Annotated in this window: 23 protein-coding genes and 1 tRNA gene; 8 read left to right on the top strand and 16 right to left on the bottom strand. The window is 66.4% G+C overall.

Annotated features, from left to right (window positions below; translation table 11 throughout):
* Positions 1-106: 106 nt before the first annotated feature.
* From secG to AXYL_RS06260, 3 genes are all read right to left on the bottom strand, one after another.
* Entirely contained in the window at positions 107-613 is a 507-nt protein-coding gene (gene secG / locus AXYL_RS06270; RefSeq protein ID WP_013391949.1) for a preprotein translocase subunit SecG, read from the bottom strand.
* Between the two features lie 21 nt (positions 614-634).
* A complete protein-coding gene (tpiA, locus tag AXYL_RS06265; protein ID WP_013391948.1) occupies positions 635-1,381 on the bottom strand; it encodes a triose-phosphate isomerase in 747 nt (248 codons plus the stop codon).
* Positions 1,382-1,524: 143 nt separating this feature from the next.
* Complete coding sequence (locus AXYL_RS06260; protein WP_013391947.1) at positions 1,525-2,502, bottom strand: NAD(P)H-quinone oxidoreductase; 978 nt, start codon at positions 2,500-2,502, stop codon at positions 1,525-1,527.
* A 146-nt stretch (positions 2,503-2,648) separates the two neighbouring features.
* Between AXYL_RS06260 and AXYL_RS06255 the strand changes: the two genes are divergently transcribed.
* Positions 2,649-2,736 (top strand) — tRNA-Ser (locus AXYL_RS06255).
* A 23-nt stretch (positions 2,737-2,759) separates the two neighbouring features.
* Here AXYL_RS06255 and AXYL_RS06250 read toward each other — a convergent pair.
* Complete coding sequence (locus AXYL_RS06250) at positions 2,760-3,386, bottom strand: DUF4202 domain-containing protein (protein WP_013391946.1); 627 nt, start codon at positions 3,384-3,386, stop codon at positions 2,760-2,762.
* 221 nt (positions 3,387-3,607) lie between these two features.
* Here AXYL_RS06250 and AXYL_RS06245 point away from each other — a divergent pair, with 221 nt between their 5' ends.
* Entirely contained in the window at positions 3,608-4,045 is a 438-nt protein-coding gene (locus AXYL_RS06245) for a universal stress protein (protein WP_013391945.1), read from the top strand.
* Between the two features lie 25 nt (positions 4,046-4,070).
* Here AXYL_RS06245 and AXYL_RS06240 read toward each other — a convergent pair whose 3' ends face one another.
* From AXYL_RS06240 to AXYL_RS06225, 4 genes are all read right to left on the bottom strand, one after another.
* Positions 4,071-4,997, bottom strand: a complete 927-nt coding sequence (locus AXYL_RS06240; protein WP_013391944.1) for a hydroxymethylglutaryl-CoA lyase — start codon at positions 4,995-4,997, stop codon at positions 4,071-4,073.
* Positions 4,998-5,014: 17 nt separating this feature from the next.
* Positions 5,015-5,974 carry a Bug family tripartite tricarboxylate transporter substrate binding protein gene (locus AXYL_RS06235; protein WP_013391943.1) on the bottom strand — a complete coding sequence of 320 codons (960 nt, stop codon included), beginning with the start codon at positions 5,972-5,974 and terminating at the stop codon, positions 5,015-5,017.
* A 70-nt stretch (positions 5,975-6,044) separates the two neighbouring features.
* Positions 6,045-7,253 (bottom strand): CaiB/BaiF CoA transferase family protein, encoded by a 1,209-nt coding sequence (locus AXYL_RS06230; protein ID WP_013391942.1) that lies wholly within the window; start codon positions 7,251-7,253, stop codon positions 6,045-6,047.
* A gap of 163 nt (positions 7,254-7,416) precedes the next feature.
* Positions 7,417-8,337, bottom strand: coding sequence for a LysR family transcriptional regulator (locus tag AXYL_RS06225; protein ID WP_041652531.1), 921 nt, complete (start codon positions 8,335-8,337; stop codon positions 7,417-7,419).
* Between the two features lie 104 nt (positions 8,338-8,441).
* Between AXYL_RS06225 and AXYL_RS06220 the strand changes: the two genes are divergently transcribed.
* Both AXYL_RS06220 and AXYL_RS06215 read left to right on the top strand, forming a co-directional pair.
* Positions 8,442-9,530 carry an RDD family protein gene (locus AXYL_RS06220; protein ID WP_013391940.1) on the top strand — a complete coding sequence of 363 codons (1,089 nt, stop codon included), beginning with the start codon at positions 8,442-8,444 and terminating at the stop codon, positions 9,528-9,530.
* A gap of 21 nt (positions 9,531-9,551) precedes the next feature.
* A complete protein-coding gene (locus AXYL_RS06215) occupies positions 9,552-11,087 on the top strand; it encodes a tetratricopeptide repeat protein (protein ID WP_013391939.1) in 1,536 nt (511 codons plus the stop codon).
* A gap of 9 nt (positions 11,088-11,096) precedes the next feature.
* On the opposite strand, the gene AXYL_RS06210 is transcribed toward AXYL_RS06215, so the two are convergent.
* Positions 11,097-12,029 (bottom strand): LysR substrate-binding domain-containing protein, encoded by a 933-nt coding sequence (locus AXYL_RS06210; protein ID WP_013391938.1) that lies wholly within the window; start codon positions 12,027-12,029, stop codon positions 11,097-11,099.
* Between the two features lie 83 nt (positions 12,030-12,112).
* Here AXYL_RS06210 and AXYL_RS06205 point away from each other — a divergent pair, with 83 nt between their 5' ends.
* The 3 genes from AXYL_RS06205 to AXYL_RS06195 all read left to right on the top strand — a co-directional run bounded on the left by AXYL_RS06205 (position 12,113) and on the right by AXYL_RS06195 (position 15,040).
* The gene (locus tag AXYL_RS06205; protein WP_013391937.1) at positions 12,113-13,036 is read left to right on the top strand and encodes a carbon-nitrogen hydrolase family protein; all 924 of its coding nucleotides are present in this window, start codon (positions 12,113-12,115) and stop codon (positions 13,034-13,036) included.
* Between the two features lie 522 nt (positions 13,037-13,558).
* Positions 13,559-14,248: a glutathione S-transferase family protein gene (locus AXYL_RS06200; RefSeq protein WP_013391936.1), complete on the top strand. Its 690-nt coding sequence runs from the start codon at positions 13,559-13,561 to the stop codon at positions 14,246-14,248.
* 228 nt (positions 14,249-14,476) lie between these two features.
* Positions 14,477-15,040, top strand: coding sequence for a PIN domain-containing protein (locus AXYL_RS06195; RefSeq protein WP_013391935.1), 564 nt, complete (start codon positions 14,477-14,479; stop codon positions 15,038-15,040).
* A 15-nt stretch (positions 15,041-15,055) separates the two neighbouring features.
* Here the strand turns inward: AXYL_RS06195 and AXYL_RS06190 are convergent, their stop codons facing one another.
* From AXYL_RS06190 to rpsO, 4 genes are all read right to left on the bottom strand, one after another.
* Positions 15,056-16,273: a threonine ammonia-lyase gene (locus AXYL_RS06190; protein WP_013391934.1), complete on the bottom strand. Its 1,218-nt coding sequence runs from the start codon at positions 16,271-16,273 to the stop codon at positions 15,056-15,058.
* Between the two features lie 13 nt (positions 16,274-16,286).
* Positions 16,287-17,012 (bottom strand): hypothetical protein, encoded by a 726-nt coding sequence (locus tag AXYL_RS06185; RefSeq protein WP_013391933.1) that lies wholly within the window; start codon positions 17,010-17,012, stop codon positions 16,287-16,289.
* Between the two features lie 223 nt (positions 17,013-17,235).
* The gene (gene pnp, locus AXYL_RS06180; protein ID WP_013391932.1) at positions 17,236-19,398 is read right to left on the bottom strand and encodes a polyribonucleotide nucleotidyltransferase; all 2,163 of its coding nucleotides are present in this window, start codon (positions 19,396-19,398) and stop codon (positions 17,236-17,238) included.
* Positions 19,399-19,491: 93 nt separating this feature from the next.
* Positions 19,492-19,761 (bottom strand): 30S ribosomal protein S15, encoded by a 270-nt coding sequence (gene rpsO, locus AXYL_RS06175; protein WP_006223612.1) that lies wholly within the window; start codon positions 19,759-19,761, stop codon positions 19,492-19,494.
* 313 nt (positions 19,762-20,074) lie between these two features.
* Between rpsO and AXYL_RS06170 the strand changes: the two genes are divergently transcribed.
* Complete coding sequence (locus tag AXYL_RS06170) at positions 20,075-20,593, top strand: hypothetical protein (protein ID WP_013391931.1); 519 nt, start codon at positions 20,075-20,077, stop codon at positions 20,591-20,593.
* Positions 20,594-20,661: 68 nt separating this feature from the next.
* Here the strand turns inward: AXYL_RS06170 and pssA are convergent, their stop codons facing one another.
* The 3 genes from pssA to ilvN all read right to left on the bottom strand — a co-directional run bounded on the left by pssA (position 20,662) and on the right by ilvN (position 23,197).
* Entirely contained in the window at positions 20,662-21,435 is a 774-nt protein-coding gene (gene pssA / locus AXYL_RS06165) for a CDP-diacylglycerol--serine O-phosphatidyltransferase (RefSeq protein WP_013391930.1), read from the bottom strand.
* A gap of 177 nt (positions 21,436-21,612) precedes the next feature.
* Positions 21,613-22,629 carry a ketol-acid reductoisomerase gene (ilvC, locus tag AXYL_RS06160; protein WP_013391929.1) on the bottom strand — a complete coding sequence of 339 codons (1,017 nt, stop codon included), beginning with the start codon at positions 22,627-22,629 and terminating at the stop codon, positions 21,613-21,615.
* Positions 22,630-22,705: 76 nt separating this feature from the next.
* The gene (ilvN, locus tag AXYL_RS06155; protein ID WP_006223608.1) at positions 22,706-23,197 is read right to left on the bottom strand and encodes an acetolactate synthase small subunit; all 492 of its coding nucleotides are present in this window, start codon (positions 23,195-23,197) and stop codon (positions 22,706-22,708) included.
* Position 23,198 lies beyond the last annotated feature (1 nt).

The raw sequence follows: 23,198 nt of genomic DNA, 5'->3' as shown, positions 1-23,198 counted from the left end.
CGCGGCGATGGCGCATGCTACCGGCCGCTGATGACAGGATGTCCGGGCAGCCGCAAGCCACCCATGAAAAAGGCCGGCATGCGCCGGCCTTTCCGTGTGCTGCGGCTTACCTCGCCGGCGTTGCGGGCGTTTCGCCTGCGGCCGGAGTGGCCGGAGTGGCCGGAGCGGCCGGGGTGGTGGGCGTGGCCGGGGCCGAGGGCACCGAGGTGTCGGGGTTGGCCGGAGCCGCGGGCGCCGAACCGGCGCCAGGGACCGAGGACGCGCCTGGAACCGACGAGCCGGCGGGAGCGGGCGCCGCGCCCGGCACTTGCGGCACCGAGCGGTCGGCCGGGAAGCTTTGCATCACGCCGGAATCGACGGCCGGGCCGCTGGTGCCCTTGTGACTGACATAAGCCAGGCCAGCGGTGGACGCGAAGAAGACCACGGCGGCCCACTTGGTCGCGCGCGACAGGAAGTTCGCCGCGCCGGTGGCGCCGAACAGGCTGCCGGCCGAGCCGCTACCGAAAGCGGACCCCATGTCGGCGCCTTTGCCCTGCTGAAGCAGGACCAGGACGATGATAGCCAGCGCCGAGATCACTTGGACGGCCAGCAGGATTTTGAGCATCAAGGGCATTACAGACTCCGGAACGGAAACTTAGATAGCGGCGATTCGCAAAAATTCTTCGGCCACGAGCGACGCGCCACCGACCAGGGCCCCGTCGATATCGGTCATGGCGAACAAACTGGCGGCATTGGCAGCCTTGACGCTGCCGCCGTACAACACTTGCACCTGCGCCGCGCCCAGCGCGCGCAGGGCGGCGCGGATCGCGCCATGGACTTCTTGCGCCTGCTCGGGGCTGGCGGTGCGGCCGGTGCCGATGGCCCAGACGGGTTCATAGGCCAGGACCACGCGCGATACCGCCTCGGCGCCCAGCGCCAGCACGGGCTTCAACTGGCGTTCGATCACGGTCAGCGTGTTGCCGGCTTCACGGTCGGCCAGGGATTCGCCCACGCACACGACCGGGGTCAGGCCGGCGGCCAGCGCGGCCTGGGCCTTGGCGGCGACGATTTCGTCGGTCTCTCCATGCAGCACGCGGCGCTCGGAATGGCCGGCCAGGGCCCAGCGGCAGCCGAATTCCTTCAGCATGGCGCCGGACACTTCCCCGGTGTAGGCGCCCTTGTCATGGGCGCTGACGTCTTGCGCGCCCCACGACACGCTGCTGCCGGTCAGGGCCGACGCCGCCTGCGCGAGATAGGGAAACGGCACACAGATGCCGATTTCGCAGTGCCTCGCAGCATCCGCGGCGCGCAACTCGGTCAGCAACGCGGCGTTCTCGGCCAGGTTGCCGTGCATCTTCCAGTTGCCCAGCACGAGGCGGGCGCGGTTTTCGACTGAAGTCATGGCGAGGTATATGTAACGGTTGGACTGGGGCGAGCCAGAAGGCTGCTTAGCAACCGCCCACAGGTCTGCCTGGAAAAAAACTCCAGGCGAAACCCGTGATTGTATCCTGTTGCGGGGCGCTACGCCGGGCGCCCCCCCATTTCTTACATGGTCAGGATGATTTTGCCGATGTTTTCACCGCTTTCCATCATGGCATGGGCGCGCGAAGCCTCGGCCAGCGGGAAGGTGGCGTGCACGATGGGCTTGATGGCCCCTTTTTCCAGCAGGGGCCAGGCCTGCTCGCGCAGCGCGCGGGCGATGGCGCCCTTGAAGGCGACCGGACGGGGACGCAAGGTGGAGCCGGTGATGGTCAGGCGGCGGCGCATGACCTGGGCCGTATCGACATTGGCGTGCGCGCCGCCCAACTGGGCGATGATGACGATGCGGCCGTCGTCGGCCAGGCACTGCATGTCGCGGCCGATGTAATCGCCGGCCACCATGTCCAGGATCACGTCCACGCCGCGTCCGCCGGTGGCGTCCAGCACTTCCTTCACGAAATCCTCGGTCTTGTAGTTGATGCCGCGCTCGGCGCCCAGCGCTTCCACCGCGCGGGCCCGGTCGTCGCTGCCGACCGTGGCATAGACCTTATGGCCCATGGCGCGGGCCAACTGGATAGCCGTGGTGCCGATGCCGCTGGCGCCGCCGTGCACCAGCAGGGCTTCGCCTTCGGACAGGCGGCCGCGGTCGAACACATTGCTCCAGACGGTGAAGTAGGTCTCCGGCAGGCCGGCGGCCTCGATGTCGGACAAGCCCTTGGGGATGGGCAGGCATTGCGCCGCGGGCGCGACACAGTATTCTGCATAGCCGCCGCCCGCCACCAGGGCGCAGACCTTGTCGCCCAGCGCGTAGCCGCTGCCGGCCAGGTCGCCGCCGACGATCTCGCCGGCCACTTCCAGGCCCGGCAGGTCCGAGGCGCCGCGCGGCGGCGCGTAGTTGCCTTTGCGCTGGAACACGTCGGGGCGGTTGACGCCCGCGGCGCTCACTTTGATCAGGACTTCACCCGCGCCGGCATCCGGCGTGGGGCGTTCCACGGGGACCAGGACCTCGGGGCCACCAGGGCGAGAGATTTCTACGGCGTGCATCGCGTGCCTCCTTTGCAGCAAATAGATTATTATTGCGCCCTTTACGGCGTATCGCGCTTTCGCCCGGGCAGATTGTTTGCCTGATGGCCGCCGCGCAGGACAATACGCCGTCAAAGCTGCATCCAGTCAGCAGCAGAGCAATCCCCGGAAGCGTGGCAGAGTGGTCGATTGCACCGGTCTTGAAAACCGGCAACGGGCAACCGTTCGTGAGTTCGAATCTCACCGCTTCCGCCAGAACACCCATGAAGTTCAATGGGTTAGACGACTGGCTCCGCGCCCGCCAGCGCAGCCTCCAGATACGCCCGGCCCCGTTCGCTGAAGGACAGCGACGCCGCCGCGTGTCTGCCGGCGTCGTCCATCTTGCTCCAGGTCTTCTGCAGTACCGCGACGACCTTGTCCGGATAACGGTCACAGAATTCCTCATACTGGTGTTCCAGGAACACCAGGCACAGCGCGTTTTCCATGCATTGCACATCGGCATCGCGCTTGATGCCCTGCTTGCGCACGATCCTCAGCACCGCCTGCACGGTTTCCGCGTCATGGCCCGCGCTCGCGAGCAGTCTTGCGGCGATGCCTGCGTGATGCTCCTTGAGCGTATTGCGCCATTGCAGATAGCCCGCCCTGCCGGCAGGACAGGCCTCGCGCGGCACCTCCCAACGGCCGATGTGCTGGCAGCGGGCGGCCAGACGCAAGGCGGTGCCGGCCTGCGGCGCCAACTTCAGCACCCAGCCGTGGAGGAATTGGGCGTGCAGCCATTCGCGCGGCTGCATCGCGCCATCCCAGGAAAGCTGGTTGGGATCACGCCGGTTGTAGTCATCGAACAGCTGCAAGGCGCGCTGCAGCGGCGCATTCTCAGCGTCCGTCGGTGTGGGCGGGAATTCCATTCCAAACTCCTGTCTTGTCTTCAGTCAGATAGCAGCACATACGGAATACCGATGCAGCAGGTACCGCCCGCGCAAGCGCCATGCGTGTGCCGGCCGCAAGCGCCGCGTTCCCCTCGCGGTTCGCCGAATGCCACCGCAAGGCGTAGTATGAGGATAGCTGCTGTTCACGCTCCTAGGGCCGCGCGGACTCGCGCCGCCCTCCACACCCTCAGGAGGTCGTCATGTACAAGCACATACTCATCCCCATCGACGGTTCCGCACGGGCCTATGCCGGCCTGGCGCAAGGACTGGGCCTGGCCAGCGCCCTGGGCGCCAGCGTCACCGTACTGACGGTGTATAGCGCCTTCCGCCCGACTTCCATGGAAACCGTGCATCTGGAAGGCGTGCACACGGAGTATGAACGCGAGGCCACGGAATCAGCCAGGTCGTACTTGTCGCAAGCCGCCGCGCAGGCCGATGCGGCGGGCGTGCCCTGCACCACCGAAATGCGTGAAAGCAACAACCCGGCGCAAACCATCATCGACGTCGCCATGACGCAAGGCTGCGACCTGATCGCCATGGCCTCGCGCGGCCACGGCGGGCTGGCGGCCGTGCTGCTGGGCAGCCAGACGCAAAAGGTAATGGCGCATTCGACGCTGCCGGTGATTGTCTACCGCTGAGGCGGGCGTCTCGCGCGTCCCAGCGCTATGCCGCGGCCAGTGCTCCGTAGGTCTTGGGAATGCCGGCGGCCGCCACGCCGCTGCGCAGATGTTCGTGCGGCAGTGCCGCTGCCAGCAAGGTGCGCGCCGCCAGCAGCCGCGGCAGATCGACGCCCGTCCGGTACCCCATGCTTTCCAGCATGAAGACCAGGTCTTCGGTGACGATGTTGCCCGACGCGCCGGGCGCGAAGGGACAGCCGCCCAGGCCGCCCAGGCAGGAATCAAAAGCGCGGATGCCCTCGTTCAGGCCGGCCAGCGCGTTGGCCAGGCCCAGCCCCATCGTGTCGTGCAGGTGCAGCTTGACCAGCCGCGCGCCCACGGCGTCCTGCGTGGCGCGCACCGCGTCGCGCACCAGTGCTGGATGGGCGTAGCCCACGGTATCGGCCAGCGCGATCTCATCGGCGCCCGCCAGCGCGGTGGCCGCGGCCACCTGCGCCACCCGGCCCACCGGCACCGCGCCTTCAAGAGAACAACCAAAGGCCGTGGCGACCGCCGCGTCGATGCGCATGGGCCGCGGCTGCGCCCGCGCCCAATCGACAATCGACGCCAGCACGTCCACTTGCGCGTCGGTGCCCTTGCCCACGTTGGCGCGGCTATGCGTGTCGCTGACCGAAACGGGAAACGACAGCGCGTGCGCGCCGGCCTCGTAGGCAGCGATGGCGCCCTTGAGGTTGCAGACCAGCGCGACCACGGTCAGGCCGTCGATCTTCAGGACTTCGGGCAGGACGGCGCCGGTATCGGCCATCTGCGGCACCAGCCGCGGCGACACGAAGCTGCCCGCCTCGATCTCGCGCAGGCCGGCGTCGGCCAGCTGCCGGATCCAGCGCAGCTTGTCGGCCGCCGACATCATGCCCTTGGCCATTTGCAGCCCGTCGCGCGGACCCACTTCGCAAAGCCTGATTTCCTGGTTCATGTGCTGTCCTATCCTGTTTACTGCTGCACCACGATGCCCGCGCTCTCGATGGTCTGGCGTGCCTTGCCGATGTCCGACTGGATCAGCGCGGCGAACTGCTCGGTGGATACTGGATCGGTTTCCAGTCCCTGCGCCGCCAGCGCCTCCTGCACGTCCTTGCGCGCCAGCAGCTTGTTGAAGTCGCTGTTCAGGCGCGACACGATGGCCGGCGGCGTCTTGGCCGGGGCCAGCACGCCGTAATAGGTCACCACGCTGAAATCCTTGTAGCCCAGCTCCGCCACCGTGGGCACTTCCGGCAGCGCCGGGTTGCGCTTGGGCGAAGTCACCGCCAGCGCGCGCACCTTGCCAGACTTGATGAGCGTGGCCGCCGACGAGATCGAGGAACCCGCGAACTGCAAATGCCCGCCCATGAGGTCCGCCAGCGCCGGGGCCGAGCCCTTGTACGGCACGTGCTGCATTTTGAAGCCGGCCGCATGCTGCAGCATTTCGATAGCGATGTGCACGCCCCCGCCCGTGCCCGAGGTGCCGTAGGAGATCTTGTTGGGATCCTTCTTTGCGGCGTCGATGACTTCGGGCAAGGTCTTGTATGGCGAGTTCTCCGACACCAGCAGCACCATCGGCGTGGTGGCCACCAGCGCCACCGGGGCCAGGTCCTTGACCGGGTCGTACGCCACCTTCATCAGCAGCGGAATCAAGGTGACGTTGTCGGACTGGCCGATCACCAGGTCATAGCCCTGCGCCGGCGAACGCGCGGCCTCGGCCAGACCCAGCGCCGTGCCCGCGCCCGGCTTGTTCTCGGGGATGACCGACCAGCCGTTGAGTTCATGCAGCTTGGTGCTCATCAGGCGCCCGATATAGTCGGTGCCTCCGCCCGGCGTGGACGGGATGATGATGCGGATGGGCTTGCTGGGGTAGTCCTGCGCATGCGCGGCACAGGCCGCGGCCAACGCAGCCACCGCGAATAGTTTGCGGATCATCTTGTCTCCTCTTGGATGAATGTCTTGGCGGTCTGCGCCGCCTCGACCGATATCGGGCGCTAAAGCCCTCTTATGCAATCACTCCGGCGGTGCGCAGGGCCTCGATGCGCGCGGCATCCCAACCCAGCCCCTGCAGGATGGCCTGCGTATCGCCGCCTTGCCGCGGCGGATCGGAACGCTTGCCGGCCTTCAGGCCGTCGAACTCGATGGGCAGCGCGGCCGCGGAAATCTCGCCGCCGTCTGGCAGCCGGGTCTTCAGCAGCGCGCCGCCGGCGTTCAGATGCGCGTCGTCCAGCAGGTCGTGCGGCTGGCGTATCGGACCGTAAGACAGTCCGGCGGCCTCCAGCGCCGCGCATAGCTCGTCGGTCTTCCAGGTCTTCAGGATCTCGCCCACGCCCGGCACCAACCAGGGTCGCGCGGACTCGCGGTCGACGGCGGTGGCCAGGCGCGGATCCGCGGCCCACTCGGGCGGCAGGAATTTCTGGGCGAAGTTGCGCCACTGCGCATCGCCGACCACGGCGACGAACACCCGTCCGTCCGCGGTCTCGAACACGTCGTACACGCCCCAGGGCGGCCGACGTTCCGCGCCCATGGGCTTGGGCGCCGCGCCGGTCAATTGGAACTGCGCGATGAACTGCGCGACCAGCAGCAAGTTGTTCTCGAACAGACCGGAGCGCACGTGCCGGCCGCGCCCGGTGGCGTGGCGGTCGTGCAGCGCCGCCAGCGCGCCCACCACGCCGAAGGTGCCACCCAGGATGTCGTTGACCGAGGCCGCGACGCGCTGCGGCGTATCCGCCCCGCCGTTGATGTAGGCCAGCCCGCCCATCATCTGCACCACTTCGTCCAGCGCGGTACGCTGCTTGTAGGGGCCGGACAGAAAACCCTTGAGCGACACGTAGATCAGCCCGGGGTTCTCGGCGGACAACGACTCGTAGTCCAGCCCGTACTGGGCCAGGCTGCCGTCGCGGAAATTCTCCACCACCATATCGGCCTGCAAGGCCAGCTCGCGCACCACGGCCTGCCCTTCGCGGGTCTTCAGGTCGATCGCCAGGCTCTGCTTGTTGCGGTTGAAGACCGGGAAATAACCGCTGCCCGAGCCTTTCAGCCGACGGGTGCGGTCGCCTTCTATCGGTTCCACCTTGATGACTTCGGCGCCCAGGTCCGCCAGCGCCAGTCCGGCCGCCGGGCCCATGATCATGTGGGACAGCTCCAGCACCTTGATGCCGCGCAGCGGCAATTCGGTGTGGTCCATGAAGGGTGAAGCCGGTGTTGCTGCCATCTGCATATCCTTGGGCCTGACGCGATGAAAAACGGGCGGCGGAGTGAGCCGATGCCCCTATTCCTCCATCATCGGCGGCAAGCCGGGCCAGCGGGTAGCGGTCTTTCAGCACCGGGGCATTCTCGTTTGGGAACGTCCGGGAAAGCCCTGAGCCCCGCGACAATCAGGCTGCGTCGGCCACGCCTAGGTGCGCCAGCAGCACGCGGGCAGCAGGCGGCAAGGCCTCCAGCCCCAGCACGGCAATGCACAAGGAAGTGCTGGACCAGGCTCCGGAGAGCGGAATGAAGCGGATGTCCAGATTGGCGTGCCGCGCCTTGAGATACATGGGCACCACGGCCACGCCCATGCCGCGCGCCACCAGCATGCAGATGGTTTCATGCGAGCTGACCCGGGCGCTGATGCGCCGCGCCACGCCCGCATCCTGCGCCGCCTGCTGGAACACCGCGCTGATGCCATTGTCGCGGTTCAGCTCGATCTGCTCGAAGGGCAATAGCTGCGCGTAGTCCAGCGTGTCGCGGTCGGCCAGCAGATGCTGCCCGGGCACCACCGCCGCCAGATCGCAGCGGCCGCAAGCAAAGACCTGCAAGCCGTCATGGCCGAAGTCGGAACCCACCGCCACGTCGGCCTGCCCGTCCAGCACCGCGCGGAACACTTCCTGGGTGGTGCCCTCTTCCAGCGAAATGTCGATCTGGGGATAGGCCCGGCGGAAGGACTGGATCTGCGCCGGCAGTTCGCCAGACAGGGCCGCCACACTGACGGCCAGCCGGATGCTGCCGCGCACGCCAGTGGCAAAGCCCGCCATCTCGCGACGCATACGGTCCATGCTCTGCAACACCATGCGCACATGCGTGGCCAGGGCATTGCCCGCCGGCGTGGGCTGCACGCCCTTGACCCCGCGTTCCAGCAGCGGCACCCCGAAGGCGTCCTCCATTTCCGACATGCGCTTGCTGACGGCGGAAGGAACGATGTTCTCGCGGGCGGCGGCGCGCGCCAGGCTGCCCTCTTCCAGCGCCGCCAGGAACAGGCGCAGAGAGACGGGATCGATATCGCGGGGATGCTGCAAAGGGGGCTGGACGGATTTCATGCCCGGAAGTGTCGTGCTTTGCGCCCGCCCAGGGATCGGGGTTTTCCCGGTAACATCCGCACTCCCCACGCTCATGCGGCTTTCTCGCGCCGCCACCGCCGCCCATGCAATGCCCCCGCTGCAACTGGCAGAATCCGGCCTCCAATACCCTGTGCTTCAGCTGCAACGCGCCGCTGGCCGCCCCGGCTGCGGCCGCGCCTGCTGCGAAGACGGCGAAAACGGCCAAGCCCGCCCCGGCCCGCGCCGGCAATGCGCCCGTCTTCCCCGGCATCTGGCCGCGGCTGGGCGCCACCGCAATCGACGCCGCCGTGATGGTGGCGGCCATGATTGGGTTCAGCACGGCTGCCAACCTGACCTACGAATCGCTGGCCGGCGATCCGCGCCCCGTCCTGTTGGCGATGGCCGCTGGCTTCATCGGCCTGATGCTGCCGGCGCTGATGGACGCCTGGGGCGGCGGGTCCCCGGGCAAGCGGCTGCTGAAGCTGCGCGTCGTGAACCGCAATGGCGACAATCCCGGCGTCCTGCGCGCCAGTTGGCGCCACTTGATGAAATACGTGCTGAATCTTGCCCTGCCCGGTATCTTCTACCGCATCCAGCGCACCATCTTCGGCGACCGCGCCATGCATAACTGGATCTCGGGCAGCTATGTGGTCTCCAGCCAGGCGGACCCGCGAGCCATCCGGCCCGCCATCGCCAAGACCCGCTCCATCACGGGCGCGGGCAAGTTCATCTTCGCCGTGCTGGGCGTGCTGGCGCTGGTCGCGGGCGGCATGATCATCGGCGCCATCGTCATGGACTCGAAGCAGGAAGACAACCCCTTGCGCGCCGAGGTGATCCACCTGGACCTAGTATCGCAACCGGTGCGCATGCTGGCCGAGAACCATTACCGGCGCACCGGGGCCTACGCCCCGGACATGGCGGCGCTTGGCGTCACTCCGGAATCGTTGAAAAGCAGCGGCTTCAGCGCGCTGAGCCTGAATCCGGTCAACGGCGTGCTGCGCTTCACCATCGCCGGAGAGCCCGGCACCGCCGACACCCCCGCGCTGGGCGGCAAGCACCTGGTCTACCTGCCCGAACTGCGCTCGGAAAAGAAGGGCGGCGGCATCCGCCGCTGGCAATGCGGCAGCGACGACATCCCGCGCGCCGACCGCCCCTACAGCTGCCGCCACGAAGCCGGCGCCTCGGCACCCTAGTCCCGACACGGAATCCCGCGCATGTCCAGCCTGATCGAATCCATCCATCGCGCCGACGACGGCGACGAGCACGCGCAAATGCTGGCGCTGTGCGAACAGGGACTGCGCGAACAGCCCGCCTCCGCCCTCATGTGGGCGCTGCGCGCCCGCTATCACGACAAGCGCAACGCCCATGCCGCGCGCCAGGCCGATCTGGACCGGGCGTTGGCGCTGGACCCGCATTGCGGCGACGCCATCCGCGTCCAGTGCACCGTGCTCTACAACGCGGGCGAACGGCAGGAAGCCTGGCGCATCCTGCGCGACGCCCAGCAGCGCGCACCCTCGCACTTCGGGCTGCTGATGGCGCAGGCCTATCTGCTGATCAACGACCGCCGCCTGGACGAGGCCATCGCATGCTGGACCCGCGCCGCGCAATTGCGTCCATCCGCCGGCGCGCCGCATTGCTACATCGCGTCCAACCTGGCCAATGCCGGACGCCACGCCGAGGCCGAACCCCATTTCCGGCGCGCGACCTCGCTGGCGCCGGGCAACGGCATGTTCCTGTACGACGCCGGCAATACCTATCGCAGCCTGGGCGACCTGCGCAACGCCATCGCGATGTTCGACCGCGCCCGCGCGATTCTGGGCGAGCAGAACGCCATCCAGCACAACCGCGCCTCGTGCCTGCAAGCGCTGGAACGCCACGCGGACGCGGTCGAGGAATGGACCAGCCTGCTGCGCCGCGAGCCCGACTGGGAATGGCCTCTGGAGGGCAAGGCGCGTTCCCTGCACCGGCTGGGCCGCGCGGACGAAGCCGTGCCGCTATGGCGGCATCTGGACGCGCTCTCGGACAGCGGCTGGGAAGGCCGCAGGGAACAGGCCCGCGAGTACGTGCGCAGCCGCGATCCGGAACTGGCCGAACAGGCGCTGCAAGGGCTGGATCCGATGACCAGCGGCGATGCCCAACTGCTATTCGTGGCCGGCAACGCCCAGCGCGACCAGCGCAACTGGGACGAGGCGCTGGCGTACTACCTGCAGGGCTACGAGCTGGCGCCCGACAACGACTTCCTACCCGGCAATGCGGCTGACATGCTGAACCGGCTGGAGCGTCACGACGAAGCCCTGCCGCTTTCTGAGGTGGCGATCTCGCTGGATCCGGACTGGCTCAAGTGGCGCCGCGCCCGCATCGAAGCGCTGACCCATCTGGGCCGGGCGGACGAGGCGGTGGCCGACGCCGACCGCGCCATGGCACGCTGGCCCGATGACGGCGCCCTGCACGCCGAGCGCATCAACGCGCTGATCGCGGCCAAGCGCCACGACGAAGCGCTGGCGGCCTGCGACCGCCTGATCGCGATGGATCCGGAGTACCGCAGCTGGGCGCTGTTTTCGCGCGGCCAGGCCTATGGCGAAATGAAGCGTCACGCGGAGTCCGCCATGGCCTATCGCCAGGCCGCCGCAGCCTATCAACAGAATGGCAAGCCGCAGTACCAGGAGTTGTCCTTGAACAATGCCCTGGCCGCGGAACAGGCCGCCGCCGCGCCGCGCGGCCTGCTGGGCCGGCTGTTCGGGCGCAAGTAGGCCGCGCGCCTACGCCGCGCACTCCCATTCATAGCCGTTCAACAAGCCCAGCAAGCCGCGCCTCGCCGCCGCCACCGCCTCGTCGCGCAAGGCGTCGGGACGCCAGCCCATTTCGATGGCGTACCCCGGCATGGCTACCGGGCAAGGCAGCATGCGCAAGCCGGACGCCGCGGCCAAACCGCGCGCCGCATGCGCGGGCAGGGTCGACAGGGCATCGCTGCCCGGCAGCAGGAACGCCAACGCCGCGAAATGTGTGGTTGAGGCCTGCACCCGCCGCGTCAGTCCCAGCCCGTGCAGCACTTCATCCACCACGCCGATGAATCCACCGGACGACACCAGCACGTGCTGGCGGCGGACGAATTCCTCCAGCGACAGGGTCGTCTGCCCCGGGGCCAGGCTGGCGGGATCCAGCAGGCAGGCATAGCCCCCCTGTCCGACCGTCACGCGCTGCAAGGCATGCGCGGCCAGTCCGCCCGAGGCGATCACCAGATCAGCCTCTCGTGCCATCAGCATGTCGGCCGCCAGCCGGCTGTGGGTCTGCCGGAAGATGATGCGCAGGCCGGGCGCGCTTTGCGCCAGCGCGCGGATCGCGTCTCGGCCCAGGGCAATCTCGAAATCATCCGACAGCCCCAGCGTGACTGACCTGCCAGCAAAGCCCGCCGCGCCTGGACGCGCCAGCGACAGGCTCTGTCGGCACTTGTCCAGCGCCTCGCCGATAACGGGCCGCAACTCGCGCGCCCGCAGGCTGGGCGTCAGCCCCCGGCCCGTGCGCGTGAACAGCGGATCGCCATAGAGACCGCGCAGGCGCCCCAGCGCCGCGCTGACGGCCGACTGCGTCACGCCCAGGCGCAGCGCGGCGCGCCCGGCTCCGCCCTCGTCGTAGATGGCCTCGAAGACCTTGAGCAGGTTCAGGTCCGCCGATTCGATATCAATCTGGTTCATATCATTTATCTCTGACCAGGATTGATTGATTTTAGAGCCGGTCCGACACTGAAGCCTGTTCCTACCCCACCCGAGCCCCCACTATGACCACGAAAACCGTCGCCGCATTGCAGATCGGCTCCTCGCCCGCAGGCCGCGCCCGCACCCTGGAAGACATCCTGGCCTACGAAAGCGAAATCGCCGCCTCGGGCGCCTCGCTCGTGGTCATGCCCGAAGCGCTGCTGGGCGGCTATCCCAAGGGCGAGATCTTCGGCACCCGCCTGGGCTACCGCCTGCCCGAAGGCCGGGAAGCCTTTGCCCGCTATTACGAAAACGCCATCGACGTGCCCGGCCCCGAAACCGAGGCGCTGGCCGCCCTGTCGCAGCGCACCGGCGCCAGCCTGGTCGTGGGCGTGATCGAACGCGGCGGCAACACGCTGTACTGCACTGCCCTGTTCTTCGAACCCGCCACCGGCCTGGCCGCCAAGCACCGCAAGCTCATGCCCACTGGCACCGAACGCCTGATCTGGGGCCAGGGCGACGGCTCGACCCTGCCGGTGGTCGACAGCGGGGCCGGCCGCATCGGCGGCGCCATCTGCTGGGAAAACCACATGCCGCTGCTGCGCACTGCCATGTACGCCAAGGGCGTGGAAATCTGGTGCGCCCCCACCGTGGACGAGCGCGACATCTGGCAATGCTCGATGCGCCACATTGCCCATGAAGGCCGCTGCTTCGTGGTCAGCGCCTGCCAGGTGCAGCCCTCGCCCGCCGAGCTGGGCCAGGACGTGCCGGGCTGGGACGCCAACCGGCCGCTGATCAACGGCGGCTCGGTCATCGTCGGCCCGCTGGGCGACGTGCTGGCGGGTCCCTTGCGCGGCAAGGCCGGCCTGCTGACCGCCCAGATCGACACGGGGGAACTGGTACGCGCCCGCTACGACTTCGACGTGGTCGGCCACTATTCGCGCCCCGATGTCTTCGCGCTGACGGTGGATGAACGCCCGCGCCCTGCCGTGCGCTTCGTCTCCTGAGCGCCAGCGCCCAGGGGCCCGCATTCCGGTTCCCTGGCGCCGGGATGGTATAGTCTCGCCCGCTGCCGGCCCTTCCAGGGCCGCGCAACGCCCGAGTGGTGAAATTGGTAGACACAAGGGACTTGAACTAATTTGAGCCCTTTGGGGGAAACTCCAAAGGTGTAGCCCGTCAAACTCGGCGAATGCCCTGGACCCGTTCCGAGCCAACGCCGAGCCAAGCCCTGGTTGCATGACCGGGGAAGGTGTAGAGAGCAGACGGCGGGCACCTAAGGCCAGAAGGCTAAGGTGAAGGCGTGCTCCAGACCACGAACAGCGCAACCGCGCTGGCGGCGAAAGCCGAAGTGGTAAGAAAATCCCTCGGCCTCGCGGCCGTACCGGTTCGATTCCGGTCTCGGGCACCACCCGCAACAGGCAAGGCGTCCTCCCTTCGTCGCAAGCCGGCGAACCGCCTGCCTCGCCAAACTGATGCGCGCAAAAATCCCTCGGCCGTTCTAAGCTAGACCGGTAACCAGGGAGCGCGCCATGATCACCCTCTACTCGTACCCCGGACTCTATGGGCTGGAAGACAACAACCCCTACGGCCTGAAGATCTACGCCTTCCTGAAGCTGTGCCGGCTGCCGTTCGACCACCGGCATACGCTCGACGTGCAGTCCGCTCCGCGCGGCCAACTGCCCTACATCGCCGATGGCGATCTGCGCATCGGCGACAGCGACGCCATCGTCGCGTACCTGAAGCGCCAGTACGACCTGACCATCGACGGCTCCCTCACGCCGGTGCAGCAGCGGCAGGATCTGCTGGTCCGCCGCGCGCTGGACGACCTGTACTGGGTCATGTCCTATTCACGCTGGCGCGACGACCGCTATTGGCCGACCTTCCGCAAGGCGCTGCTGGACACCCATCCGGACGTCACGCCCGAGCAACTGGAAGCCGCCCGCCAATACAATTTCCAGCGCTACCACTACCAGGGCATCGGCCGCTATGCGCCCGAGGACGCCTACGCCCGCGGCGTCGCCGATCTGGAGGTCATATCCAGCCTGCTGGGAGACAACGGTTTCATGTTCGGCGCCAATCCCGGCAGCGTGGATGCGGGCCTGTACGGTTTTCTCGCCAATATCTATTTCTACGCCATCGACACCCCGCTCAAGCAATGCCTGGTGTCGCGGCGCAATCTGGTGAGCCACTGCAACGCCGTGCGCGCCGAACTGGGTTAGGAGGACCGCCTGGCGACGCTGAAAGGCGCCAGGCGTGGACCTGCCGTATCCCGTCCCCCACCCCGGCTGCCCCCAAAAACGTTATTCTTGCGCCTCGTTTTTCTTTTTCCCGCCCTGCCCGCCGCCCCGATCTCCTTACGGCGCAGCCTCCATAGGCAGGGCTTCAGACCTCACTTGACCGCCGCTCCCGCCTCCCCTCCCTTCATCGTCCTCGACGCCTGCGTCCTTATGTCCGGCATCCTGCGCCGCCTGCTGCTCAGGCTGGCCGAGGCCGGCGTGTACACGCCGGTCTGGACCGAGCGCATCGGCGAGGAATGGCGCCGCAACGCCTCGCGCATCTGGGAAATCCCGCCAGAAGTGATGATGGAAATGTGGGACGACATGAATGCCCGTCTCCCCGCCGCCCGCGAAGCGGACACGCAGGTGTACGAGGCCTCCTTGCGCTACAGCGACCCCAAGGATTTCCACGTGATCGCAGCCGGCCTGGCGCGGCGCGCGCGCTGCGGCTTGCAGCAGCCGCCGGTGGTGCAGGTGCTGACCTGGAACCTGAAGGATTTCAACCGTTCCGAACTGCGCCGCCAGGGGCTGGATGTCTACAACCCCGACCGCATGCTGACGCAGTGGTGGCAGGCCGCTCCCGACGCCATCCGCGCGGCGGCGGCGCAGGTGCCCGCGGACTACGTGGCCCTCGGCCGCGAGCCGGAGCCGCTATCGGCCACGCTGCACCGCGAGCGGCTGTACGGCCTGAAGAACCTGCTGGCGCGCGACGCCGCGCAGAGCGGCGCCGCCTGAACCGCGCACGCTGCCTCAGTGGTCGTGATTGCTGGCGGCGAAGCCCGCCGCGTTCAGCACTTCGATCACTTCCTGGATGTGCTCATGGCCGCGCGTCTGCAGCACGAAATCCACTTCGACATTGCGCACCGGCAATGAGGTGAAGGCGCGCTGGTGGTGCACTTCGGTGATGTTGGCCTGGGCATCGGCGATGAGCTTGGTGGCATGCGCCAGCGCGCCCGGCAGATCGCGCAGGTCGACCCGGATGCGGGCCAGCCGGCCGGCGCGCACCATGCCGCGCTCGATCAGTTCGCCCAGCATCAAGGGATCGATGTTGCCGCCGGTCAGAACCAGGCCGATGCGCTTGCCCTGGTAGCGGTCGCTGCCTTCCTCCTTCGCGCGCAGCAGCGCGGCGAGGCCTGCGGCGCCCGCCCCTTCGACCACCGATTTTTCAATTTCCAGCAGCACCACGATGGCGTGCTCGATATCGCTTTCGCTGACCAGTTCCAGGCGGTCGACCAACTGCGTCACGATGGGCTGGGTCAGCGCGCCCGGCGACTTCACCGCGATGCCTTCGGCGATGGTGTATGCGCCCTGCGGCATGGTCACGCCCTTGACTGCCGCGTACATGGAGGGGAAACGCTCGGTCTGCACGCCGATGATCTCGATGCCGGGCTTGAGCGCCTTGGCCGCGGTGGCGATACCGGAAATCAGGCCGCCGCCGCCGATAGCGATGACCAGGGTGTCCAGCTGCGGCTGGTCTTCCAGCATTTCCAGCGCTACCGTGCCCTGCCCCGAAATGACGGCCTCGTCGTCATAGGGGTGGATCATGATCAGGCCGCGCTCCTGCGCCAGCTCGTAGCCGCGCGCCTTGGCGTCGTCGAAGGTATCGCCGGCCAGCACCACCTCCGCGCCGAAGCGGCGGGTGTTGGCGACCTTGACGGTAGGCGTGAAGCGCGGCATCACGATCACGGCGGGCACGCCCATGCGCTGGGCATGGTAGGCCACGCCCTGCGCGTGGTTGCCAGCCGACACGGCGATCACGCCCTTGGCGCGTTCTGCTTCCGACAGCGTCAGCATCCGGTTGAGCGCGCCGCGCTCCTTGAACGAAGCCGTGAACTGCAGGTTCTCGAACTTCAGCCAGATCTCGGCGCCGAAGATATCGGACAGCGTGCGGGACAGGGTAAACGGGGTCTTCAGCACCTGGCCGCGCAAGTTTTCGCGGGCGGTCTGAATGGAGGCGATATCGATCACGGTGGAAATCCTGTTAGCGCACCGGCAGGAAATTGAACAGCAGCAGGCCCTGCGCGTAGTTGATCCCGATACGCCGCGTGTTCTCACCGAGCAGATTGGCGATCAGATCCAGGCGGCCGATGATGGCGCCGAATTCGCGTTCAAAGCTAAGGTTGGTGGCGTTCTGGGACATTTCATTGGCCAGCAGCAAGGGTTCGCCCTGGGCGTTGCGGCGCGACGCCAACAGCCAGGCGGCTGCCTCGACGTTCCGTGCGGCATTGTAGACCCGCTGCCCATCCAGCGCGTCGGTGGCGTAGAGGCGGGTCTTGCCGTTGTGCGCCGCGATGATGGTGTCGGCCAGGCCGTAGATGAAGGCACCGACCCGGTCGCCAGAATAGTTGGGGTCCAGGGCTACCGCCAGGATCTGGATGTCGCGCAGGCCCGCCAGGTCCTTGGGCGGGATGCGGACCTCGATGGAATGCTTGACCAGCAACACCGCCTTGGCCAGGTCAGGCGCGCCAGTCTTGCGCCATTCGCGCGGATTGCGGCGGTAGAGCTTGTCCAGCAGGACGTACAGGCTGGCCAGGTTGTCGCGCACCTCCAGCGTGACGGTGCGGTTGAAGTCCGTCTGGCCGAACTGGTCGGCGGACATGTCTTCGCTCTTGGGACTGCCCTGCCCCGGTCCGGGGCTGCTCATGCAGCCGCTCAGCAGCGCCGCAAGCAGCGCCGCGGCACAGGCGGGTCTGGCCCACGCCGTCATGCCTTGCCCATCCGTTTCCCCCTTTTGCCACGTCGCGCATGCCGTCCTCCGCAATCGGGGGGCTGCGCTCTCGCGCAAGACTTTACAGGAAGGTAGCCGCAGTTGGGAGATGTCCGGGGCCTGAAGAAGCAAGAAGATGAATCGGGCATGGCCACCGCGGCCGCTGCCGGTCCATGAAAAACGGCGCCCGAAGGCGCCGTCTCATGCTGTCGGTCAAGCAGGCTTATTCAGCTTGCGGTTCCGATTGCGGGGCAGCTTCGGGAGCCGCAGCGGCTTGCTGCTGCTCGATGCCGCCGATGGCCTTGATGGACAGGCGCAGGCGGCCCTTGTCGTCGGCCTCGATGACCTTGACGCGGACTTGCTGGCCGACCTTCAGCACATCGTTGATGTTGGCGATGCGGTAGTTGGCGATTTCCGAGATGTGCAGCAGACCGTCGCGGCCCGGCAGCACTTGCACGATGGCGCCGAAATCCAGCAGGCGCAGCACGGCGCCTTCGTAGATCTGGCCCACTTCGACGTCGGCGGTCAGCTCGACGATGCGGCGCTGGGCTTCCTTGGCCTGCGCTTCGTCGACGCTGGCAATCACGATCGTGCCGTCGTCGGAGATGTCGATCTGCGTGCCGGTTTCTTCGGTCAGCGCGCGGATGGTGGCGCCGCCCTTGCCGATCACGTCGCGGATCTTCTCGGGGTTGATCTTGATGGTCAGCATGCGGGGAGCGAAAGCCGACAGCTCGCCACGCGAACCGTCCAGCGCTTCCTTCATCTTGCCCAGGATGTGCAGGCGGCCTTCGCGGGCTTGAGCCAGCGCCACTTGCATGATTTCCTTGGTGATGCCCTGGATCTTGATGTCCATCTGCAGTGCGGTGACGCCGTTCTCGGTGCCCGCAACCTTGAAGTCCATGTCGCCCAGGTGATCTTCGTCGCCCAGGATGTCCGTCAGCACGGCGAACTTGCCGCCGTCCAGGATCAGGCCCATGGCCACGCCGGCCACGTGATCCTTGACCGGCACGCCGGCGTCCATCATGGCCAGCGAGCCGCCGCAGACCGAAGCCATCGACGACGAGCCGTTGGACTCGGTGATTTCCGACACGATACGGATCGTGTACTGGAAGTCTTCCGGAGCCGGCAGCAGCGGGATCAGCGAACGCTTGGCGAGGCGGCCGTGGCCGATTTCGCGGCGCTTGGGCACGCCGATGCGGCCCGTTTCGCCGGTGGCGAACGGAGGCATGTTGTAGTGCATCATGAAGCGGTCGCGGTACTCGCCCATGAGCGCGTCGATGATCTGTTCGTCTTGCTTGGTGCCCAGCGTGGCCACGACCAGCGCTTGCGTTTCACCACGGGTGAACAGCGCGCTGCCGTGTGCGCGGGGCAGCACGCCCAGACGCACGCTGATGGGGCGCACGGTGCGGGTGTCGCGGCCGTCGATGCGCGGCTCGCCATTCAGGATCTGGCCGCGGACGATGGCCGATTCCAGCGAGAACATGATGTTGTCGACGGTCACGGCGTCCGGCAGCGCTTCGCCCTTTTCGGCGGCGGCGGCAGCCAGCTTGGCCGACACGTCAGCCGACACTTCGCGCAGCTTGGTGGTGCGGGCCTGCTTTTCGCGGATCTGGTAGGCGGCGTTCAGGCCTTCCTGGGCAGCGGCGGTGACCGCGGCGATCAGGGCCTCGTCCTTGGCAGGAGCTTGCCAGTCCCAATCGGGCTTGCCGGCGTCCTTGACCAGTTCGTGGATGGCGTTGATGACGGCCTGCATTTGCTGGTGGCCGTAGACCACGCCACCCAGCATGATTTCTTCGGACAGCTGGTCGGCTTCCGATTCCACCATCAGCACGGCGTTTTCGGTACCGGCGACAACCAGGTCCAGCTTGGACGACTTCAGTTGCGAGGCGGTCGGGTTGATGGCGTACTGGCCATCGATGTAACCCACGCGCGCGGCGCCGATCGGGCCGTTGAACGGGATGCCCGAAATGGCCAGCGCGGCCGAGGCGCCGATCATGGCGGCGATGTCGGGATCGATCTCGGGATTGACCGACAGCGTGTGGATGACCACCTGGACTTCGTTGTAGAAGTCTTCGGGGAACAGCGGACGCAGGGGACGATCGATCAGGCGCGAGGTCAGCGTTTCCTTCTCGGAGGGCTTGCCTTCGCGCTTGAAGAACCCGCCCGGAATACGGCCGGCGGCGTAGGTCTTCTCGATGTAGTCAACGGTCAGCGGGAAAAACGTTTGACCCGGCTTGGCCTTCTTGGAAGCCACGACGGTGGCCAGGACGACGGTGTCCTCGATCGACACCACCACGGCGCCGGAGGCCTGGCGAGCGATTTCGCCAGTTTCCAGGACGACCGTGTGCTGGCCGTACTGGAACGATTTTGTCACTTTATTGAACATGACGATTATTCCTTACAAATGAAAAACCGTGGCCGTCGCGACATGCGTCGCACCGACCACGGTTATTGCGTCATGGGGAGCCAGCCCCGTCGATCACTTGCGCAGACCGAGTTTTTCGATCAGTGCGCGGTACGAATCGGGATTGCGGCCCTTGAGATAGTCGAGCAGCTTGCGGCGACGGCTGACCATACGCAGCAGACCGCGGCGCGAGTGATGGTCCTTCATGTGTTCTTTGAAGTGACCGGTCAGTTCGTTGATACGGGCGGTGAGCAGAGCCACCTGAACTTCGGGGGAGCCGGTATCGCCTTGAGCGCGTTGGAATTGCGCGACGATATCGGATTTCTTGATGTCAGCTACAGACATTTATGACCTCTTCGGACATGCGACAGGGCCGAGGCGCCCTGACGTGGTTTGGAAAAAATTTTGCGCGAACCTGGCTGAATTCGCTTTCTCACTGCTGCCATTGATGACTCAAACAGAAGCCTGGAACCCGGTTGTGGACGCGGTGTTTCGACACCGGGACCTGATACCTGGACCCGCTCTGCGGCCAGCGCAAAGGATGTTGCAAAATCAATACACTTGATAAAGCTCGATGATTATAGCCGATTCGATAAAATTACCCCAGTGACGGGTGCCCGCCCCGCTGCGGGCCGCAATCCGACATCAGGAGAGAAGCATGTCTAAATATTACAGAGGCGCCCGCATCGCGCTGGCCGCCGCCGCGCTGGCCACCCTGGCGGCGTGCGCGAACATGGCCCAGATTCCGCCCGGCACTCCCTACGCCGACGTGCAGGCCCAGTTCGGCCGGCCCAACTTCGAGTGCCCGCAAGCCAATGGCGGGCGGCGCGTGATCTGGACCCAGCAGCCCATGGGCCAGTACGCCTGGGGCACCAATGTCGGCGCCGACGGCCGCGTGGGTCCGGTAGTGCCGCTGCTGACGGACGCGCACTTCAAGGTCCTGAGCGAAGGCGAATGGGGCCCCGACCGCGTGCGCTGCGAATTCGGCCCGCCCGCCAAGATCGAGGAAGCCGGCCTGGGTGAAAAACGCGAGGTGGTCTGGTCATACCGCTACAAGGAAAACGGCGTCTGGAACTCGCTGATGTACGTGTACATGAGCCGCGACGGCAACAGACTGACGCACTTCCATCCCGGCCCGGACCCCATGTACGACGACGACCGGCTCATGTGGCATTGATTCCTGCGCCCCAGAAAAAAAACCCGCCATCCGGCGGGTTTTGTTTTGGGCGGCAAGGCTGCCGCGGGTCAGGAGGATTGGCTGCGGCGTTCCTGCGTCAGGCGGCGCGCGCGGTTCCAGCGCCAGGCCCACATGATCCAGCCCGACAGGCCATACAGCACGAACAGGCCGAACAGCACGACCGGAGGATCGCTGGACACGAACACGAATACCGCCACCACCAGCAGGATGCCCCAGAACGGCACGCTGCGGCCCAGGGCGAAGCTCTTGCCACTGAAGAACGGCGCGTTCGACACCATGGAAATGCCTGCATACATGGTCAGCGTGAACGCCGCCCAGGCCATCAGGCTGTCATGGATGGGCAGCTTGTTGTCCACCGCCAGCCAGACGAAGCCCGCTACCAGGGCACCCGCGGCCGGACTGGGCAGGCCCTGGAAGTAGCGCTTGTCGACCACGGCGATATTGGTGTTGAAGCGGGCCAGGCGCAGCGCGGCGCCAGCCACGTAGACGAAGGCGGCGAGCCAGCCCCAGCGGCCCAGGTCGTTCAGGATCCATTCGTACATGACAAGTGCCGGCGCAACGCCGAAGGAGGTCATGTCGGACAAGGAGTCGTACTGCTCGCCGAAGGCGGACTGCGTGTTGGTCAGGCGGGCGACCCGGCCATCCATGCCGTCCAGCACCATGGCCGCGAAAATGGCGATGGCGGCGACTTCGAAGCGGTCGTTCATGGCCTGTACGACGGCATAGAAGCCCGCGAACAGTGCCGCGGTGGTGAACGCGTTCGGCAGCAGGTAGATGCTGCGGTGGCGGTTCTCGGAATCGCGCATGGAAAAATTGGGCATGGTCTCAATAACTTACAACGAACACTGAAAGGTTAACCCATCTGGCCCCGCTTGCGGAGCGGAGCAAGCTGCGTGCCCGGCCAATCGACGGGAACGCCAGCAAAAAAAGCGGCATGCCCTCGCAGGCATGCCGCTTCGACCCTGATTGCGCGGGGGCTGGCCCCGCGCAGGCGTGGATCAGTTCTTGGACTTGTCCACCAGCTTGTTGGCGGCGATCCAGGGCATCATGGCGCGCAGCTTGCCGCCCACTTGCTCGATCTGCGATTCCGCGTTGATGCGGCGGCGCGAGGTCAGCGTCGGAGCGCCGGCGGTGTTTTCCAGGATGAACTTCTTGGCGTATTCGCCGGTCTGGATGTCCGTCAAGCACTGGCGCATGGCCTTGCGGGTTTCGTCGGTGACGATCTTCGGACCCGTTTCGTACTCGCCGAACTCGGCGTTGTTCGAGATCGAGTAGTTCATGTTGGCGATGCCGCCTTCATAGATCAGGTCGACGATCAGCTTCAGTTCGTGCAGGCACTCGAAGTACGCCATTTCGGGCGCGTAGCCGGCTTCCACCAGCGTGTCGAAACCGGCCTTGATCAGTTCGACGGTACCGCCGCACAGCACGGCCTGTTCGCCGAACAGGTCGGTTTCGGTTTCTTCGCGGAAGTTGGTTTCGATGATGCCGGCACGGCCGCCGCCGTTGGCGCTGGCGTACGACAGGGCCACGTCACGCGCGGCGCCCGACTTGTCCTGGTACACGGCCACCAGGTGGGGCACGCCGCCACCTTGCTTGTACGTGTTGCGCACCGTGTGGCCCGGGGCCTTCGGGGCGATCATGATGACGTCGATGTCTTCGCGCGGCACGACCTGGCCGTAGTGCACGTTGAAGCCGTGAGCGAACGCCAGGGCGGCGCCGGGCTTGATGTTGGCGTGCACTTCCTTGTTGTAGACCGAGGCGATGTTCTCGTCGGGCAGCAGCATCATGACGATGTCGGCGGACTTGACGGCGTCGGCGACTTCCTTGACTTCCAGGCCGGCATTGGCGGCCTTGTTCCACGAGGCGCCGCCCTTGCGCAGGCCGACCACGACCTTCACGCCGGACTCATGCAGGTTCTGCGCGTGCGCGTGGCCTTGCGAGCCGTAGCCGATGATGGCAACAGTCTTGCCCTTGACGAGGGAGAGATCGCAGTCTTTGTCGTAGAAAACTTTCATGGTTGTGCTCCAGATTCCAGTATTTTGGATATTTGTTTAATTCAGATGTAGGGTGCGGCTTGGCCTGGAAGGCCGGTCAAATCTTCAAAATCCGTTCACCGCGTCCGATGCCGGACACGCCGGTGCGCACGGTTTCAAGGATTGCACTGCGGTCCAGGGCCTCCAGGAAGGCCTGTACTTTTTCCTGCACCCCCGTCAGTTCGATGGTGTAGGACTTGTCGGTGACGTCGATGATGCGGCCGCGGAAGATGTCCGCCATGCGCTTCATTTCCTCGCGTTCCTTGCCGACCGCGCGCACCTTGACGAGCATCAGCTCGCGCTCGATGTGCGCGCCTTCGGTCAGGTCGACGACCTTGACCACGTCCACCAGGCGGTTCAGGTGCTTGGTGATCTGCTCGATCACCTCGTCCGAACCGGTAGTCACGATGGTCATGCGCGACAGCGTGGAGTCCTCGGTGGGCGCCACCGTCAGGGTCTCGATGTTGTAGCCCCGCGCGGAAAACAGGCCCACCACGCGCGACAGCGCGCCGGGTTCGTTTTCGAGGAGGACGGAAATCACGTGCTTCATG

The organism is Achromobacter xylosoxidans A8 (assembly GCF_000165835.1).
In the GTDB taxonomy this organism is placed as follows: Bacteria; Pseudomonadota; Gammaproteobacteria; order Burkholderiales; family Burkholderiaceae_B; genus Achromobacter; species Achromobacter xylosoxidans_B.
The sequence above is the reverse complement of the archived record's forward strand: the minus strand, read 5'-3'. Positions and strand labels throughout refer to the sequence as shown.